14 protein-coding genes and 1 pseudogene are annotated in these 15,800 nt (G+C 70.6%); 6 read left to right on the top strand and 9 right to left on the bottom strand.

From position 1 onward, the window contains the following. Positions 1-412: 412 nt before the first annotated feature. The 4 genes and pseudogenes from AB4K12_RS03605 to AB4K12_RS03590 form a co-directional block, all read right to left on the bottom strand. On the bottom strand, positions 413-1,387 hold the full coding sequence (locus tag AB4K12_RS03605) for a tectonin domain-containing protein (protein WP_368432760.1): 975 nt from the start codon (positions 1,385-1,387) through the stop codon (positions 413-415). Positions 1,388-1,717: 330 nt separating this feature from the next. Beyond that, entirely contained in the window at positions 1,718-2,224 is a 507-nt protein-coding gene (locus tag AB4K12_RS03600) for an EF-hand domain-containing protein (protein ID WP_368432759.1), read from the bottom strand. Positions 2,225-2,334: 110 nt separating this feature from the next. Continuing rightward, on the bottom strand, positions 2,335-2,802 hold the full coding sequence (locus AB4K12_RS03595; RefSeq protein ID WP_368432758.1) for a hypothetical protein: 468 nt from the start codon (positions 2,800-2,802) through the stop codon (positions 2,335-2,337). Between the two features lie 235 nt (positions 2,803-3,037). After that, positions 3,038-3,547, bottom strand: a pseudogene (locus AB4K12_RS03590) (response regulator); the annotation flags it as partial. Positions 3,548-3,635: 88 nt separating this feature from the next. Here AB4K12_RS03590 and AB4K12_RS03585 point away from each other — a divergent pair. Continuing rightward, complete coding sequence (locus AB4K12_RS03585; protein WP_368432756.1) at positions 3,636-4,535, top strand: aminoglycoside phosphotransferase family protein; 900 nt, start codon at positions 3,636-3,638, stop codon at positions 4,533-4,535. 16 nt (positions 4,536-4,551) lie between these two features. On the opposite strand, the gene AB4K12_RS03580 is transcribed toward AB4K12_RS03585, so the two are convergent. Both AB4K12_RS03580 and AB4K12_RS03575 read right to left on the bottom strand, forming a co-directional pair. Further along, complete coding sequence (locus AB4K12_RS03580) at positions 4,552-4,662, bottom strand: hypothetical protein (RefSeq protein WP_368432755.1); 111 nt, start codon at positions 4,660-4,662, stop codon at positions 4,552-4,554. A gap of 51 nt (positions 4,663-4,713) precedes the next feature. After that, the gene (locus tag AB4K12_RS03575) at positions 4,714-5,853 is read right to left on the bottom strand and encodes a diaminopropionate ammonia-lyase (protein ID WP_368432754.1); all 1,140 of its coding nucleotides are present in this window, start codon (positions 5,851-5,853) and stop codon (positions 4,714-4,716) included. Between the two features lie 348 nt (positions 5,854-6,201). Between AB4K12_RS03575 and AB4K12_RS03570 the strand changes: the two genes are divergently transcribed. Continuing rightward, the gene (locus AB4K12_RS03570; RefSeq protein ID WP_368432753.1) at positions 6,202-7,839 is read left to right on the top strand and encodes an ABC-F family ATP-binding cassette domain-containing protein; all 1,638 of its coding nucleotides are present in this window, start codon (positions 6,202-6,204) and stop codon (positions 7,837-7,839) included. A gap of 25 nt (positions 7,840-7,864) precedes the next feature. Here AB4K12_RS03570 and AB4K12_RS03565 read toward each other — a convergent pair whose 3' ends face one another. Together AB4K12_RS03565 and AB4K12_RS03560 are read right to left on the bottom strand one after the other, a co-directional pair. Beyond that, entirely contained in the window at positions 7,865-8,806 is a 942-nt protein-coding gene (locus AB4K12_RS03565; RefSeq protein ID WP_368432752.1) for a LysR substrate-binding domain-containing protein, read from the bottom strand. A 278-nt stretch (positions 8,807-9,084) separates the two neighbouring features. Continuing rightward, positions 9,085-9,900, bottom strand: coding sequence for an SDR family NAD(P)-dependent oxidoreductase (locus AB4K12_RS03560; RefSeq protein WP_368432751.1), 816 nt, complete (start codon positions 9,898-9,900; stop codon positions 9,085-9,087). A 431-nt stretch (positions 9,901-10,331) separates the two neighbouring features. Here AB4K12_RS03560 and AB4K12_RS03555 point away from each other — a divergent pair, with 431 nt between their 5' ends. The 4 genes from AB4K12_RS03555 to AB4K12_RS03540 all read left to right on the top strand — a co-directional run bounded on the left by AB4K12_RS03555 (position 10,332) and on the right by AB4K12_RS03540 (position 15,107). Beyond that, positions 10,332-12,377 carry an APC family permease gene (locus AB4K12_RS03555; protein ID WP_368432750.1) on the top strand — a complete coding sequence of 682 codons (2,046 nt, stop codon included), beginning with the start codon at positions 10,332-10,334 and terminating at the stop codon, positions 12,375-12,377. A 320-nt stretch (positions 12,378-12,697) separates the two neighbouring features. Then, a complete protein-coding gene (locus AB4K12_RS03550; protein ID WP_368432749.1) occupies positions 12,698-13,387 on the top strand; it encodes a sporulation delaying protein family toxin in 690 nt (229 codons plus the stop codon). Between the two features lie 128 nt (positions 13,388-13,515). Next, on the top strand, positions 13,516-14,142 hold the full coding sequence (locus AB4K12_RS03545) for an SdpA family antimicrobial peptide system protein (RefSeq protein ID WP_368432748.1): 627 nt from the start codon (positions 13,516-13,518) through the stop codon (positions 14,140-14,142). Further along, positions 14,136-15,107 carry a sporulation-delaying protein SdpB family protein gene (locus AB4K12_RS03540; RefSeq protein WP_368432747.1) on the top strand — a complete coding sequence of 324 codons (972 nt, stop codon included), beginning with the start codon at positions 14,136-14,138 and terminating at the stop codon, positions 15,105-15,107. The genes AB4K12_RS03545 and AB4K12_RS03540 overlap by 7 nt, the downstream gene beginning before the upstream one ends. A gap of 40 nt (positions 15,108-15,147) precedes the next feature. Here the strand turns inward: AB4K12_RS03540 and AB4K12_RS03535 are convergent, their stop codons facing one another. Further along, positions 15,148-15,681 carry an NUDIX hydrolase gene (locus AB4K12_RS03535; RefSeq protein ID WP_368433143.1) on the bottom strand — a complete coding sequence of 178 codons (534 nt, stop codon included), beginning with the start codon at positions 15,679-15,681 and terminating at the stop codon, positions 15,148-15,150. Positions 15,682-15,800: the final 119 nt, after the last annotated feature.

The raw sequence follows: 15,800 nt of genomic DNA, 5'->3' as shown, positions 1-15,800 counted from the left end.
TCACCCGATCGCGCTATGGCGGCAGGCCCTGCGCCGACCTGGGCGGGCCACCCTTCGCCGAACACCCGTCCTCCCCAGGAATGATCGCCCGCACAGGTCGGTAGGAGCGGATCAGGGCGCCGTACGGGCTCGACTTCCACCTGGGCCTGCCCGAGGCGCTCGAAGCGCGCTATGCCGACGTGCTGCCGTTGCCGCCCACCCGGGCGTACCCATGCAGTCGCCCGGGTGGGAGCGTCGCTCGCCGACGTGGATGCCGACGACGTACCAGTCAGGTCAAAGTTCGCACGGGGAGGCAGCAGGCGCCGGCCGTCCAGCGCCCATGGCAATGCGGCCGGGAGGCGACCGGTGAGTCGGCAGAGTCTGCGGGCAGCAGAGGAGCTCGCGGGCGCCGGTGAGTGTCCGGTACAACGCCCTAGGGCCTCAGCAGGCCGTCGAACTGCTCCCACCCGGACCACGGGCCGCCGATCCTGGTCTGCCAGCGGTGGTACGGGTAGCCGCCGCCGTTGACGCCGAAGAGCTCGATGCGGCCGTCGGCATTGGTCTCGGCCGCGACCTGGCTCAGCGCACCGTCGAACTGTTCCCAGCCCGACCACGGGCCGCCGATGGCCTTCTGCGCGCGGTGGTAGATGGCGTCGCCGCTGTTGGTTCCGAAGATCTCCAACCGCCCGTCGGCGTTACGGGCCGCGGCGATGGACGTCAGGCTGCCGTCGAGTTGCTCCCAGGACGACCATCGGCCGCCGAGAGCGGTTTGCCATTTGTGGAAGATCTGGCCGGCGCTGTTGACGCCGAAGAGCTCGATGCGGCCGTCGGCATTGGTCTCGGCGGCGACCTGGCTCAGTCCGCCCTCGATGAGTTCCCAGCCCGACCAGGGGCCGCCGATGGCCGTCTGCCAACGGTGGTAGATGTTCCCGGCACTGTTGGTTCCGAAGATCTCCAGACGTCCGTCGGCGTTGCGGGCCGCGGCGATCGACGTCAGAAGTCCGTCGAGCTGCTCCCAGTTGGACCACGGAGTGCCGGTGTCCGGGGTCTGCCAGCGGTGGAAGATGGTTCCGGCGCCGGTGACGCCGAACAGCTCCATGCGGCCGTCGGCGTTGGTCTCGGCGGCCACGGCGCGCAGCGCGCCGTCGAACTGTGCCCAGGGCGACCACTGGCCGCCGCTTGCACGGTTCTGGTAGCGGTGGAAGACGGCGTCGCCGCTGTTGGTTCCGAAGAGCTCCAGCCGTCCGTCGGCGTTGCGGGCGGCGGCTATGGAGGAGCCGAAGACGCTGATGGCGACACGGTTCCCCGCGGTCGCGGGGGCCGGAGCGGTGCCCAGGAGGGCCACGGCCGCGGCCGACGCCACCAGAGCGCCGACCAGTCGGCCGATGGGTCTGTGCCTCGTTCTCATCGACTTCCCTTCCTGCTCGCGAACGCGAGCCATGTCGGTGTGAGCCGGTGTGAAACGTTGCGCACGCTACAGCCACCCTGCCGCACCGCACAGCCTTCCGGTGCGCCCTCCCGGGTCGCTTTCCGGTCGACTGCGGCGGGCCTTTTTGAGCACTCGGCTGGGATCACGCGTGTGTGCGGACGGGCGTCCTGTCCCGTGCGCCGACGGCGGCGGCACCGCGACGTGAGCTACGCGCGCCTGACCGACCCGCCGGGTGATCCGGCAATCCAGCGGTCCGGCGATCGGTACGTGATCGGCACCGCAGGCGGGTCGGCTCGGCTGTCCGGGGGATCAGCTGGTGTAGAAGCGCTTCACCGCCTTCAGGAACTCCTTGGGGCTGATGCGTCCGCTGCCGTCGGCGTCGAGTTCGTCGAAGTACGCCCTGGCGTCAGCGGCCGACACCCCCAGGAAGTCACCGGCCCGCAGGAATTCGTCCCGGTCGAGAGAACCGTCGTCGTCACGGTCGAGCAGATCGAACAGGGTCCGGCACACGTCCCCTTTCCCGGGGCGGTCCGCCGAACGGAAGGCGGGAGACGTGCGGGCGGTCACGTACTCGTCGGTCGTGAGGATCCCGTCGCCGTCGGCGTCGCCGAGGGACAGCAGGAACGTCCACTGGGTCTTGTTGGCCTCGAGGAGGGCCCGCCCCTTGTCCGACTCCTCCGGGATGCCGAGCTCGGACAGGAGCCGGTGCGGTGCCCGGAGGAAGTCGGTCAGGTCGACGGATCCGTCGCCGTCCGCGTCCATGCGCTGGAACTCCTGGACGGGCGCGAGCTGGGCGTTCTTGGCGATGTCGGTCATGTTCCGAGAGGGTGCCACCTCCTGGCCGACCCACCGGCGAGCCCCGGTGGTGTTCCCCCTGACGGGTGAACACCACCGCCGGACGGGACCACCGTCGCCCACGGTGGCCGTCAGCCGCCGATGGGGAGCCAGACGGAGTACACCCGCGGGTCGGGGTAGGTGAACTTGCCGCTCTGCCCGTCGTACCGGGCGTTCTGCAGCTGAATGGACCCCTCCTCGCGCATGTCGTAGTTGCACTCGGCCCACTTGCCGGCGGTCAGCTTGTTGCGGCAGCCTCCGGAGCGGCCGTAGTCGGTCCGCCACAGCCCGACCGCGGACTTGCCGTCGGCCTTGGTGTCCTTGACGTACACCTTGTCACCCGCCTTGTCGAAGCACGTTATGACTCCGGTGCTGGTGATGCACGGCAGTGCCGCCGTGACCGCTTCGGCGTTCTCGCTGACCACGCTGTCGTCGATCTCGATCCCCTCGACGGTTTCCGCGAACGCCTGGCCGCTGAAGGCCGTGGCGGACACGAGCAGCGCGGCGAGGCCGAGCCCGACGGAGGACAGCGGCTTCTTCCAGTGGGCGTTTCTCGACATCTTCCAACTCCCTCGTGATGGGTCGCCGACCCGCGGACGGGAGGGCGATCGGAGTCATGGGCCCTTGCCCCGGGCCCCGTTGCGCACACCGTACGCATGGGCGAACAGCGTGCGCAAGGGGTCGTGTCCCATCCCGGTCACCATCGGTGGACGCAACAAGTCGAGGCCTCACGGCGGCAGGTGACAGGCCAAAACCCCTCAGAGGGAGGACCGTCGAGCCACACCCGCCCCTTGGTCACCGACCGGCGTGGTGTTCCAGGTAGATGGAGGTGAACACTGCGACCTTGGCGCGCAGGGCCCAGGGGTCGAAGGGCTTGCTGATGTAGTCGACCGCGCCGGCCGCGTAGCCGCGGGCGGAGTGTTCCGGGTTCACGCCCATCGCCGTCAGGAAGATGATGGGCACGTCGCGGGTCCGGGCCCGGCGCTTGATGTGCGCGCACGTCTCGTAGCCGTCCGTCTCCGGCATCTGTACGTCCATGATGATGACCGCGAAGTCGTCATGGTCCAGCAACGCCTTGAGGGCCGCCCGCCCGGAGGAGACGGTGACCAGGCCCTGGTCGAGCGTTTCCAGTACGGCCCTCATCGTGAGCAGGTTGTCCGCCTGGTCGTCGACGATCAGGACCTTGGGCATGTCCTGGGGTCCGGAGGCGACGGCGGTCAGGGCGGTGGCGGGCCGCTCGACGGCGTCCAGTTGCCGTTCGAGCAGGGCGCACCGGGCCTCCGCGGCGCCGCGCCGTTGCGCCGCAACGCTGCCGGCGCCGCGCCGTGCGGCAGTGTGCACTCCTCGTAAAAATGTTTGACCTCGGTCGAGTTCGACGGTCGGATGGCGGTTCATGAGCGCAGGGCAGATGCATCCGGGCCAGTTCGCCGTCGACGAGGACCTCGTGCGGCGGCTGGTCGCGGGACAGTTCCCGCGGTGGGCGGGGCTGGCGGTGGAGCGGTTCGCGTCCGGAGGCACGGTCAACGCCATGTACCGGCTGGGCGACGGCATGGCCGTACGGCTACCGCTGGTGAAGGGCGGGGCCGAGGACCTGTCGATGGAACGCGAGTGGCTGCCCCGCCTCGCAACCCTGCTGCCTACGGCCATCCCCGAAGTACTCGGGGCCGGGGATCCCGCCGAGGGGTATCCGTGGCGGTGGTCGGTGTACCGGTGGCTGGCGGGTGAGAACCCCGAAGAGGGGGCGCTGAGCGAACCCGTACCGCTGGCCAAGGACCTGGCCGCGTTCGTGGCGGCGATGCGGAGCATCACCCTGCCGGGCGCGCCGCGGGCCCACCGCGGTGGGCCGCTCGCCTCGCTCGACGCCGAGACCCGGGCGGCGATCGAGGAACTGCGCGCGATCCCGCAGGAGGGCATCGACTGCGACGCGGTGACCGCCGTATGGGACGACGCGCTACGGGCCCCGGCCTGGGACGGGCCGCCGGTCTGGCTGCACGCCGACCTGATGCCCGGCAATCTGCTGGTGGCCGGCGGCAGGCTGACCTCGGTGATCGACTTCGGATGCATGGGCGTGGGCGATCCGGCCTGCGACCTGTTCCCGGCATGGAACCTGCTGCCGCCCGACGCGAGAAAGGTCCTCCGCGAGGCCCTCGACGTCGACGACGCGACCTGGACCCGCGGCCGGGGACGGACGCTCTCCCAGGCGCTGATCGCACTGCCGTACTACCGCAGGACGAACCCGGCGATGGCGCGCAACGCCCGGCACGTCATCCGGGCGGTGCTGGGAGGCGACTGAGCGTACGGCACGTCCGCTATGCGGGGGCGCCGGTCCAGGTATTCAGCGCCCGGGTCCGTTCGGCCCGACGGGTGTCGGTATCGGTGGTACGGGTGGCCCACGCGATGTGACCGTCGGGGCGGTACAACCACGCGCATCATCCACACCCCGCCAGTCGGCCCACCCCGCGCCCCACCGCTCAAAGGTTAGGCGGCGGCGCTCCAGCCGGCAGCCCCGACGGCTGTTCGCCGTACGCCTCATGGTGCGGGTTGGCCGCTGTGCCTTCGGTGCTGAGCAGCACGACCGTCGCGTCGGGGCGGAGCCCGACGGCGGCCCGGCGGTCTTCGGCCTGTACGACCGCACGGACCCCGGCGAGGGAGGCCGCGCCGCACGGGCCGGAGGAGACGCCGAGCGCGGCCAGGTCGCGGCCGGCTCGGGCGCCCTGCTCGTCCGTGACGGCCACGGCCGCCGCGAGCCCGTCACGTAGTGACGGCCACGCGAGCGCGGACGGTGTACCGCAGTTCAGCCCCGCCATGGTGGTCCGGCCCGTCGCCACGCTGACGCGTTCGCCGCGCGACAGGGAGCTCAGTACGCAGGCGGCGGCCACGGGTTCCACCGCGAGCAGTGCGGGGGCGTGGCCAGGGGAGCCGCCGTAGTGCGCGACCGCCGCCTGGGCCAGCGAGCCGACGCCGACCGGTACGACGACGAGGTCCGGGCTCGGGGCTCCGGTGGCGGTCAGTTGCTCGTCGATCTCGCGGAAGAGGGTCGAGTAGCCCTCGACGATCCAGCCGGGGACACGTTCGTAGCCGGGCCAGGCGGTGTCCTGGACGAGCAACGCGTCCGCGGTCTCGTCCGCGACGGCGGCGGCCCGGTGTACGGCTTCGTCGTACGAGCCGTCGACGCGTGTCACCCGGGCCCCCTCGCCGGCGATCGCGTCCGCGGCGGCGGGATGGACACCCGCCGAGACGAAGACGTGCGCGTGCTGCCCGAGGAGGCGGGCCATCCGGGCCACGGCCCGGCCGTGATTGCCGTCGGTGGCGGTGACGAGCGTCACCGGAGTGGAGGTGTCGCGCCCGGCGAGCGCGCGGTGGATGGCCCAGGAGGCGCCCAGGGCTTTGAAGGCGGGCAGTCCGAGGCGCGTCGACTCGTCCTTCACGAACAGTCGGCCGACATTCAACTCACTCGCCAGACCGGGAAGTTCGGTCAGTCGTGTCGGGCCGTACCCCGGGAGGGAGGCGTGGAATTCCCGTACGGCGGCTGGGGTGGGGGCGGGGAGTGGGGCGAAGGAGGTACGGGGAGCCGGCCTCGCGTACCACCGCGCAGTAGGTTCTTCGAGCACCCCACCACCCTGCGACGCCCCCACCGATTCGGTCCAGCGAATGTTTCCGGCCTTTTCTGTTCACGAAACCCGAACGTTTGGCGTGCGGGGCCCTGTTCGCGCCGCTCGGCGCCTGTCGCGTCCTGTGGGCGCCGGGAAAGGCCTGCTAGCCTGGACCGGACGTTGATCATGTATCGAGGAGCGACAGACATGGCAGGGGACGACGACATCTCCGGGTGATACCCGGATGTGATCGACCACCGGCAGCCGCATGCGAGCGCAGCCGTTGTGGTCTCTCGGTCGTTCCCTCCTTCATGTCTGCCAGGGCAGTGGTTTCCTCCTGCCCTCCTCCCGCACGAGGTCGTCTTCATGTCCAACGCTTCCGTCGTTTGCTCGAACCTGTCCTTCTCCTGGCCGGATGACACCCCGGTCTTCGAGGATCTGTCCTTCTCCCTGGGTGGGGGACGTACCGGCCTGGTGGCCCCCAACGGCTCCGGCAAGAGCACGCTGCTCAAGGTGATCGCCGGCGAACTGCGACCCCGTGCGGGTTCCGTTTCGGTGGCCGGAACCCTCGGCTACCTCCCGCAGAGCCTGCCGCTGACCGGCGACCTCACGGTGGCCGAGGTCCTGGGGATCGCCTCGGTGATCCGGGCCATCGACGCCGTCGAGTCGGGCGACGTGGCCGAGGAGCACTTCACGGCCATCGGCGACGACTGGGACATCGAGGAACGCACCCGCGCCCAGCTCGACCGCCTCGGCCTCGGTGACCTCGCCCTGGAACGCGGCCTCGACACGCTCAGCGGCGGCCAGATCGTCTCCCTCGGCCTCGCCGGCCGGCTACTGAAGCGCCCCGCCGTGCTGCTGCTCGACGAGCCCACCAACAACCTCGACCTGGACGCCCGGCACAGGCTCTACGACGTACTGGAGGACTTCAACGGCTGCCTGCTGCTCGTCAGTCACGATCGGGCGCTGCTCGACCGCATGGAACGCATCGTCGAACTCGACGGCCGTGAACCGCGCTTCTACGGAGGCAACTTCACCGAGTACGAAGAGGCCGTGCGAGCGGAGCGGGAAGTCGCCGAGAAGAACGTCCGCAACGCCGAGCAGGAGCTGAAGCGCGAGAAGCGGGAGATGCAGCAGGCCCGCGAACGCGCCGAGCGCCGCCAGAGCAACGCCGCCCGCAATCTCAAGAGCGCCGGCCTTCCTCGGATCTTCGCCGGAAACATGAAGCGCGGAGCACAGGAGTCGGCGGGCCGGGCCGGGCAGACGCACGCCAACCGGGTCGGCGAGGCCAAGGCCCGCCTCGACGACGCGGGGCGGGCCCTGCGTGACGAACAGCGCCTCACACTCGACCTGCCGGACACCGACGTCCCCGCCGGCCGCACCGTCTTCCTCGGCGAGCGGCTGCAGGTCCGGCTCGGTGACCGGCCCGTGTTCGGGGGCCCGGGCGTCGACCTCACCGTCCGGGGCCCCGAACGCATCGCCCTGACCGGCCCCAACGGGGCGGGCAAGAGCACGCTGCTGCGTCTGATCACCGGCGACCTCCCGCCGGGCAGCGGAGAGATCAAGCGCGCCGACGGGCGGCTCGCCTACCTCTCCCAGCGCCTGGACCTGCTGGACCTGGACCGTACCGTCGCCGAGAACTTCACCGCCTTCGCACCCCACCGGACGGACACCGAGCGGATGAATCTGCTCGCCCGCTTCCTCTTCCGTGGGGCCCGGGCCCATCTGCCCGTACGCGTACTGTCCGGTGGTGAGCGGCTGAGGGCCACCCTGGCGTGCGTCCTGTACGCCGAGCCGGCTCCGCACCTGCTGCTCCTCGACGAGCCGACGAACAACCTCGACCTCGTCAGCACGGGGCAGCTGGAGAGCGCCCTGAACTCCTACCGGGGAGCCTTCGTCATCGTCAGCCACGACGAACGGTTCCTCCATGAGATCGGCGTGAACCGGTGGCTGCGGCTGACCGACGGCGAACTGACGGAGACCGGGGCACCGCGACGACAGTGAGCCGCGAGCGGGCGCGCGGCCTCTGTCAGCGCCTCCCCCGCCGGCGAGCCGCAGCCGGCGGGCGGCCGAAGGTGTCGAGGTCCTCGACCGCTTGGCGCAGTGCCTTGCGGCAGGCCTCGACAGCGGGGTGGCGGCTGCTCCCGACCCGCACCGCCGTGATGATCTTGCGTGCGTTGAGGCCCTGGGGAAGCGGGTGGAGCGTCACGGTCGGGGTGCGGCCGCTCCAGAGCAGGTCGGGGAGGAAGGCCACGGCGTGACCTTGCTCGACGAGGCGCGCGTGGAAGAGGAGGTCGGCGGACTCGAACCGTACGTCGGGCTCGAAGCCGGCCGTGCGGCACAGCGTCAGGGCCCAGTGCCGCGCGGCGCTTCCCTCCGGTTCCAGCACCCAGGGCCGGTCGCGCAGGTCGGCGAGACGGACCGCCCTCCCCTCGCCGGGCGGGATGGCCAGGCGCAATGCGTCCTCGTGGAGCTCCTCGAGTTCCAGGCCCGTCGGGCGGGGGCTGGGGCTTCCCGGGTACTCCTCGGTCACGACCAGGTCGAAGTCGTGGGCGAGCAGGGCGGGAAGGGCCTGCTCGGGCTCGGCCTGGGTGAGGTGGACCCGTAATCCCGGGTGGGCGTCGCGCAGCAGCGTCAGCGCGTTCGGCGCCAGGGCGAACGCGGCCGTCTGGTAGCAGGCGATCCGCAGCCTGCCGGTCAGTCCGGCCAGCGACGTGGCGATGTCCGCCTCGGCCCGCTCCAGCTGTTCGAGAACGGCCTCGGTGTGCGCGACCAGGATCTCGGCCTGCGGAGTCAGCCGCACCCGCCGCCCCACCGGTTCCAGGAGCGGGAGGCCGACCTGCGCCTCCAGCTGAGAGAGTTGCTGGGAGACGGAGGAAGGGCTGTACGACAGCGCGGCGGCGACGGCCGAGAGCGTGCCGCGGTGCTTGAGCTCGCGCAGCAACCGCAGCTTGTGCAGATCGAATGTCATGCCGTCCCCGCTCGTCGACCGTTCGGATTCCGTGACGAATATAGGACGCATACATTCACTGGACCGAACGGGCGTGGACGCAGCACAGTAGTGACGTGCCCGATGATCTCTTACCCAGGCGGGGCGCGAGGACGCTTCCCCGCACCGCCCCCGCCCGCCCTCCACCTCCACGAACGTACGGCACTTCATATGCCTCTTCGCCCGGCGCTACGCACACCGAGGCCTCAGCCGGACGTCCCCACACCCGTACGGGGGTTGGGTGTGGGAAGCGTCCTTCCTCAGGCGGACCTGGCGGTGACCAGCTGGTCGGCGAGCTTGCACAGGCGGCGCACCGTGCGGTCCTCCATGGCGGCGGGGGCGGCCGGGGAGAGGGCCGTACGGTCGTAGTAGGCGCCGGGGACGAGTTCGGTGGCGGGTTCGCAGAGGCGGACGACGCGCGCGGCGCCTTCTGCGGCGGGGTCGCCCTCGTGCGCGTACAGGGGCAGCAGACCGGTGTCGCACACACCGGGGTGCACGCTGACCGACGTCCACGGGGCCTTCTCGCGGGCAAATACGGTCAGTGCCAGCTGGGACTGGGCGTAGGCGGCGAGGCGGGAGTAGCGCTTGGTGCGCTGCGGGTCGTTCCAGGAGATGGACGCGGTGCGGTGCATGGAGGACGACACGTTGACGACGCGGGCTCCGGGGCGGGCACTCAGCGGACCGGCCAGCTCGTGGGTGAGCAGGTAGGCCGCCAGGAAATTGACCTGGAAGGACAGTTCGTTGCCGTCGGCGGTCACCGTACGCCGTTCGGGAGCGGCGACGGCGGCGTTGTTGACCAGGATGTCCAGGACGGGGTGCTCCTCGGCGATCCGGACGGCCATGGCCCGGACCTCGTCGAGCCGGGAGAAGTCGGCGACGACCAGGCGTAGCCGCAGGACGTCCACGCCGGCCGCGGCCAGGCGGGTGACGGCGTCGTCGCCGGACGTCTGGTCGGGGGCGTGGACGATGACCGTGTCGCCCTTTCCGGCGAGGAGCCGGGCAGTCTCCCAGCCGATGCCGGAGGTGGCACCGGTGACCAGCGCGGTCCTGGGGGCGGGCGAGACAGCAGAAGACATGGGAATCCACTCCGGGAAGGGCAGAGCGGCAGCGAGCGCCGTATGGCGGAGCTGCCGTGCGAGCGTGAGGCGACATCAGCGACAGGTACGGCCGAAGCCGGAATGCGCCGTGCCACGGGATACCGACTGCCGCGTGATGGTGCAGCCGGGGTGTCAGTGAAGAGTGGGCGCGCTCAGCGCATCGTGCGTGAGCGGCGCACCGTGTGCGAACAGCGCGCCATGTGCGAACAGCGCGCGGAACCGGGCAGCGCCGTATGAGGCGGCCGGTCGTCGTGGCGCAGATGGCTGTTCACGAGCACCATTGAAGGAAGCCCCGCGCCCGGGCACAAGCGACACGCCACATCCCTGACGCCGCCCTGACGTGCGCTCCCCTGGCCTCCTCGGCGTTGCGTACCATCACATAGGTCACATATGCCGCATAGGCTCGCTTCGTGATCAATGTGACGGGGCTTCTGAAGCGGCTGGCCATCGGCCGGGCGATGCGCAGCGAGGAGCTGCACGAGACGCTGCTGCCCAAGCGGCTGGCCCTGCCGATCTTCGCCTCCGACCCCCTGTCGTCGGTCGCCTACGCCACGCAGGAGATCCTGCTGGTCCTCACGCTCGGCGGCATGGCGTACCTGCACTTCACGCCGTGGATCGCGGCGGCGGTCGTGGCGCTGATGGCCGTGGTGGTGCTCTCCTACCGCCAGGTGGTGCACGCCTATCCGAGCGGTGGCGGATCGTACGAAGTCGTCTCGCACAACCTGGGCGCCTCGGCCGGCCTGGTGGTCGCCGCGTCGCTGCTGGTCGACTACGTGATGACGGTGGCCGTCTCGGTCGCCTCGGGCGTGGACAACATCATCTCGGCGGTGCCCCAGCTGGCCGGATACCGGGTGCTCATGGCGGTGGTCTTCGTGGCTCTGCTGACGGGGGTGAACCTACGGGGCGTACGGGAGTCCGGCCAGGCCTTCGCCGCTCCGACGTACCTGTTCATCACCGGTGTAATGATCATGGTCGTCACCGGGCTGGTCCGCTACGCGCTCGGCCATGCCCCGGTCTCGGAGAGCGCGGGCTTCGGCATCGCCCCCGACCCCCGCGACGCGGGCCTCGCGGGTTTCGCCCTGGTCATGCTGTGCCTACGCGCGTTCTCCAGCGGCTGTACGGCCCTGACGGGCGTGGAGGCGATCTCCAACGGCGTCCCGGCCTTCCGTAAGCCCAAGTCGAAGAACGCCGCCTCCACGATGAGCATCATGGGCACCGTCGCGGTGGCCATGTTCGTCGGCGTGACGGCCCTGGCGCTGATCACGAAGGTGCACATCACCGACGATTCCTGCCGGCTCACGGGCCTGACGGGCGACTGCGACGCGTACACCCAGCGCACGGTCATCGCCCAGCTCGCCGCGGCGGTCTTCGGGGGCGAGCAGAGCTTCGGGTTCTACTTCGTCCAGGCGGCCACCGCCCTGGTGCTGATCCTGGCCGCCAACACCGCCTTCAACGGCTTCCCGCTGCTCGCCGACATCCTCGCCCAGCACCGCTACCTGCCGCGGCAGTTGCACAACCGCGGCGACCGGCTGGCCTTCTCCAACGGCATCCTCGCCCTAGCCCTGGCCGCCGGGCTGCTGCTGTGGTTCTACGAGGCGGACGTCACCAGCCTCATCCACCTCTACATCCTCGGCGTCTTCACCTCCTTCACCCTCTCCCAGACCGGCATGGTCCGGCACTGGAACCGCGAACTGCGCGCGGAGACCGACCCCGAGACCCGCCGGCGGGCGCAGCTCGCACGGGTCATCAACGCGGTCGGCGCCGTCGTCACCGGTCTCGTCCTGGTGATCGTGCTGGCCACCAAGTTCACCCAGGGCGCCTGGCTGGCCGTGGTCGCCGCGGTGGTGCTGTGGCTGACGATGCGCGGCATCCGCCGCCACTACGATGGCGTCGCCGACGAACTGGCCGTCAGCGACCCGCGCGCCGAGCTCGTCGGACCCTCACGCGTGATCGCCGTCCTCCTGGTCTCCACCATCCACAAGCCCACCCTGCGCGCCCTGGCCTACGCCCGCGCCTTCAGGCCCGACCTTCTCGAGGCGCTGACCGTGTCCGTGGACCGGGAGGAGTCGAAGGATCTCGAGCGCCGCTGGGCGGAACTCGACGTCGACGTACCGCTGAGAGTGCTCGACTCCCCCTACCGGGAAATCACCCGGCCGGTCGTGGAGTACGTACGTTCCCTGCACCGTGACAGCCCCAGGGACGTGGTGGGCGTCTTCATTCCCGAGTACGTGGTGGGGCACTGGTGGGAGCACCTGCTGCACAACCAGTCCGCGCTGTGGCTCAAGAGCCGCCTGTTGTTCACCCCCGGTGTCATGGTCACCAGCGTCCCCTGGCAGCTCACCTCCTCCCGCCGTGCGGACCACCCCGCCCGGCGCGCCCCCGGAGCCATCCGCCGCGGCGAGCCCCTGCCCGTCCATCAGCACCGCTCGCACTCCGCCGACAGCACACGGCCCTAGGGCATGCCCTGAGGGCGCGGACGGCGTTCGGACCGCGTCAAGAAGCAGGCAGTCACTTCCCCAGGGCCCGCAGCGATCATTCGGACTCCGCCGCGGCCGCGGGGCCGTCGTCGAGGCGCCCCTGGCGACCCGCGGAACCCGAACTTCCGCCGTATGTCATGTGAATTGCCGACGTCAAGATCACATAAGGAACCCTCTCCGACCGGTGACCTGACCCGCCGGTAATGGAAACGTTCCGGCCCGAAGATCGCATGTCCCGCGGCAGGTGACCTCCGTCCCTGCCGCGGGACGACCATGCCCACACTCGAGGGGGAACCCGAATGAAGATCACCCGGCGCACCGCCGGCATCATCGCCGGCCTGACCGCCACCGCTGTATGCGTCACCGGCGCCACGGCCGCTGCCGCGCCGAGCGGGGCCGACCACGCGAGGACCGTCAAGACCGCGCCCGCCAAGCCGGCCCCGAACGCCGCCGAGGACGGCAAGGCCGTCTTCAAGGGCCTGTTCTTCGGGCAGGGGAAGGTCGGCGCCGAGCTCGCCAAGAGCCCGCTGTTCAGCGAGATGCGTGCGGAGCTCGCCACGTCCGACGCCAAGGACTCCGCGCGCGTCGCGCAGGTCGTCACCGACGCCGTCGACGCCAAGCACCCCGGCTTCTTCGCCTCGTTCGCCAAGAAGGTCCGCAGCGGCGACCCGCGCAAGGTCGAATCGGCCGTCAACGACGCACAGGCCAAGCTCCTGTCGATCGCCAAGAAGGCGGACGCCAAGGACACCGCGCAGCCGGTCCAGAACGGCCAGATGTGCGGCACGTTCGTCGCCGTCGCCGGCGCGGTCGTCCACATCGCCGCCGCCGTGACCGCGGCGGCCGCCGCGGTGACCGTGACCGTCGCGGTCGGCGCCAACTTCGTCAAGGCGAAGAACTGGTTCTGGAGCGTCGCCCCCAAGGGTGACGACACCGCTCTCGGCCACGACGAGGCCGTCGCCACCGTGACGAAGATCCTCAAGACCGCCTGACCATGCTCCCGGCCGTGCACGGCCGGGACGGCACCACTCCGCGCGGGCCGGGCCACGCCGGCTGCCCGGCCCGCGCCCCACACGCACCCGCACCCGCACCCGCACCGAACACCACGGGGATTGACGACGTGATACGCCACCGATGGACCACAGCGGTCCACCGCTTCCCACGCTTCCTTCGCAGGGTCGCGCAAGGACCCGCGCCCGGCCGCGTCCAGGTGTCCGGTCGTTCGGTACTGGCCCTCGCGGCCGTGTGGGGCGTCGCGGTCCTCTACGTGGCCGAGGTCCACGTCCCCAAGAACGTGCTCTCCCTGCCCGGCCAGAAGCAGGCCCGCTCCACGGTCGCCAACGTCGCGCCGCAGGGCTGGGCTTTCTTCACCAAGTCTCCCCGGGACGTGGAGGTCCTGCCCTACCGGCGGACCGCGGACGGAACCTGGACCTCCCTGGCCCTCACACCGCACTCCAGCCCGCGCAACGCCTTCGGCCTCGACCGCGCCTCCCGATCGCAGGGCATCGAGGTCTCCCTCCTGCTCAACCTGGCCGAGAAGAAGGACTGGAAGGAGTGCGAGGAGGACCTCACCGACTGCCTGGCCGACGCCCGGCCAGCCCGGAAGGTCAAGAACCCCTCGCCCGAGGCGACCGTCTGCGGCCGCGTCGCACTCGTCCAGGAGAAGCCCGTCCCGTGGGCCTGGCGCGACCTCGTCCACGAGCGCACCACCCCCGAGCGCTACCTCGCCATGGACGTCACATGCTGAACACACCGACCCGCCGCACCCGTGGCATCCCCCTGCCCTGGGGCAACGCCTACGGCCTCGCCCGCACCCTGCTCGCCCTCGGCACCGCCGGCACCCTCGCCTTCAGCAGCTCGGCGACCCTCTTCCGGCCCGTCGCCACGATGGGCGAATACCCGCTGTGCCACGACATGGCGGCGGGCGGCGCCTTCTGCCTCGTACCGCGCGGACAGTTCGACCTGCTGCGATGGCTGTGTGTCGCCGTCCTCCTGGTCGTCGCGTCCGGCTGGCGGCCCCGCCTCACGGCCCTGCCGCACGCCTACATCGGCTTCAGCGTCTTCTCCGGCATCGCCATCGGCGACGGCGGCGACCAGATCACCTGGATCCTCTCCCTGCTGCTGGCCCTCGTCGCGCTCGGCGACGGCCGTCGCTGGCACTGGCGGACCCCCGGGCCGCGTACGGACGACGAGCCCGTCTCCCGCGCCACCCGTGCCTGGGCCCTCCTCGGGGTGAGCGTGTGGACCGTCGCCCGCCTTCAGATGGCGATCCTCTACTTCCAGGCGGGTGCGGCCAAGCTGCCGCACACCGAATGGGCCGACGGCAGCGCCATGTACTACTGGGCCAACAACTCCTCCTTCGGCTTCCCCGAGTGGCTGCGCCCCCTCACCGACCACGTCGTCTACTCCCCCGTCGGTGTCGCCGCCCTCTCCTGGCTCCCCATCGCCCTCGAACTCGCCCTGGCCGCTTCCCCGGTGATGTCACAGCGGGCACGGTGGATTCTGCTGCCGCTCGGCATCACCTTCCACCTCGGCATCGCCGTGCTGATGGGCCTGTGGAGTTTCGCCCTCGCCATGTGGGCCGGCCTCTTCCTCCTGCTGTCCCCCATCGGCCACAGCTTCCCCCTCCTCTCACCCGACCGTTCACGAAGGAAGACGGCACCGTCGTACGCACCCGCGGCACCCGGCGACGTCTCACCCGCAACCCTGTGAGACGGCAATTGACCTGGTCGACATGCGGATTGCCTTCCGCTCACCCAGCCTTCAGGTCCAGCAGCAGAGCCATCATGGCGACCAGGGTCGCGCTGCTGACGATCTCCCGTCGGGCGATCATGCCGGGGACGTCGGCCAGCGGGATCCACTCCAGCCGGTCCGACTCGTTGCGTTCCGTAGGCTCACCGACGCGCCGGACCCCGTCCGCGCGGAACACGAAGTGCTGGGAGTCGGTGATCCCGGCCGCCGGCTGCGCGTAGATCAGCTCCTGCATCGCCTGCGGGCGCCAGCCGGTCTCCTCCTCCAGCTCCCGGGCGGCGGCGTCCTGCGGGCTCTCTCCGTCCTCGACCAGCCCCATCGGCAGCTCCCACGCCCAGGTGTCCGTGACGAAGCGGTGGCGCCACATCATCAGGACACGCCGCCGGTCGTCGACGGCCGCGGCGATGGCGACGTCCCGCAGCCGGACGACGTGGTAGTCGGTGCGGGCGCCGTCCGGTTGCTCCACGTCCAGCGAGCGCAGCCGCACCCACGGGGTGTCGTGGAGGGAACGTTCGCCGTGCACCGTCCATCGCATGCTCTCGTACGTGCCCGTTTCCTCGTTCGACGGCGCATGTGAGTCCTGCATGTCAGCCCCTTTTCAGCGTTGTGTTGATCTCCTTGTTGAAGTGCTCTCCCGGCTGAAGCCGGGAGATT

Source organism: Streptomyces sp. C36 (genome assembly GCF_040932295.1).
GTDB lineage: Bacteria > Actinomycetota > Actinomycetes > Streptomycetales > Streptomycetaceae > Streptomyces > Streptomyces triculaminicus.
The sequence above is the reverse complement of the archived record's forward strand: the minus strand, read 5'-3'. Positions and strand labels throughout refer to the sequence as shown.

What these genes read in the sequence shown, in the direction of transcription:
- AB4K12_RS03605 (WP_368432760.1), bottom strand. Translation starts at nt 1,387, where the DNA reads ATGAGAACGAGGCACAGACCCATCGGCCGACTGGTCGGCGCTCTGGTG.
- AB4K12_RS03600 (WP_368432759.1), bottom strand. Translation starts at nt 2,224, where the DNA reads ATGACCGACATCGCCAAGAACGCCCAGCTCGCGCCCGTCCAGGAGTTC.
- AB4K12_RS03595 (WP_368432758.1), bottom strand. Translation starts at nt 2,802, where the DNA reads ATGTCGAGAAACGCCCACTGGAAGAAGCCGCTGTCCTCCGTCGGGCTC.
- AB4K12_RS03585 (WP_368432756.1), top strand. Translation starts at nt 3,636, where the DNA reads ATGAGCGCAGGGCAGATGCATCCGGGCCAGTTCGCCGTCGACGAGGAC.
- AB4K12_RS03570 (WP_368432753.1), top strand. Translation starts at nt 6,202, where the DNA reads ATGTCCAACGCTTCCGTCGTTTGCTCGAACCTGTCCTTCTCCTGGCCG.
- AB4K12_RS03565 (WP_368432752.1), bottom strand. Translation starts at nt 8,806, where the DNA reads ATGACATTCGATCTGCACAAGCTGCGGTTGCTGCGCGAGCTCAAGCAC.
- AB4K12_RS03560 (WP_368432751.1), bottom strand. Translation starts at nt 9,900, where the DNA reads ATGTCTTCTGCTGTCTCGCCCGCCCCCAGGACCGCGCTGGTCACCGGT.
- AB4K12_RS03550 (WP_368432749.1), top strand. Translation starts at nt 12,698, where the DNA reads ATGAAGATCACCCGGCGCACCGCCGGCATCATCGCCGGCCTGACCGCC.
- AB4K12_RS03540 (WP_368432747.1), top strand. Translation starts at nt 14,136, where the DNA reads ATGCTGAACACACCGACCCGCCGCACCCGTGGCATCCCCCTGCCCTGG.
- AB4K12_RS03535 (WP_368433143.1), bottom strand. Translation starts at nt 15,681, where the DNA reads ATGCGATGGACGGTGCACGGCGAACGTTCCCTCCACGACACCCCGTGG.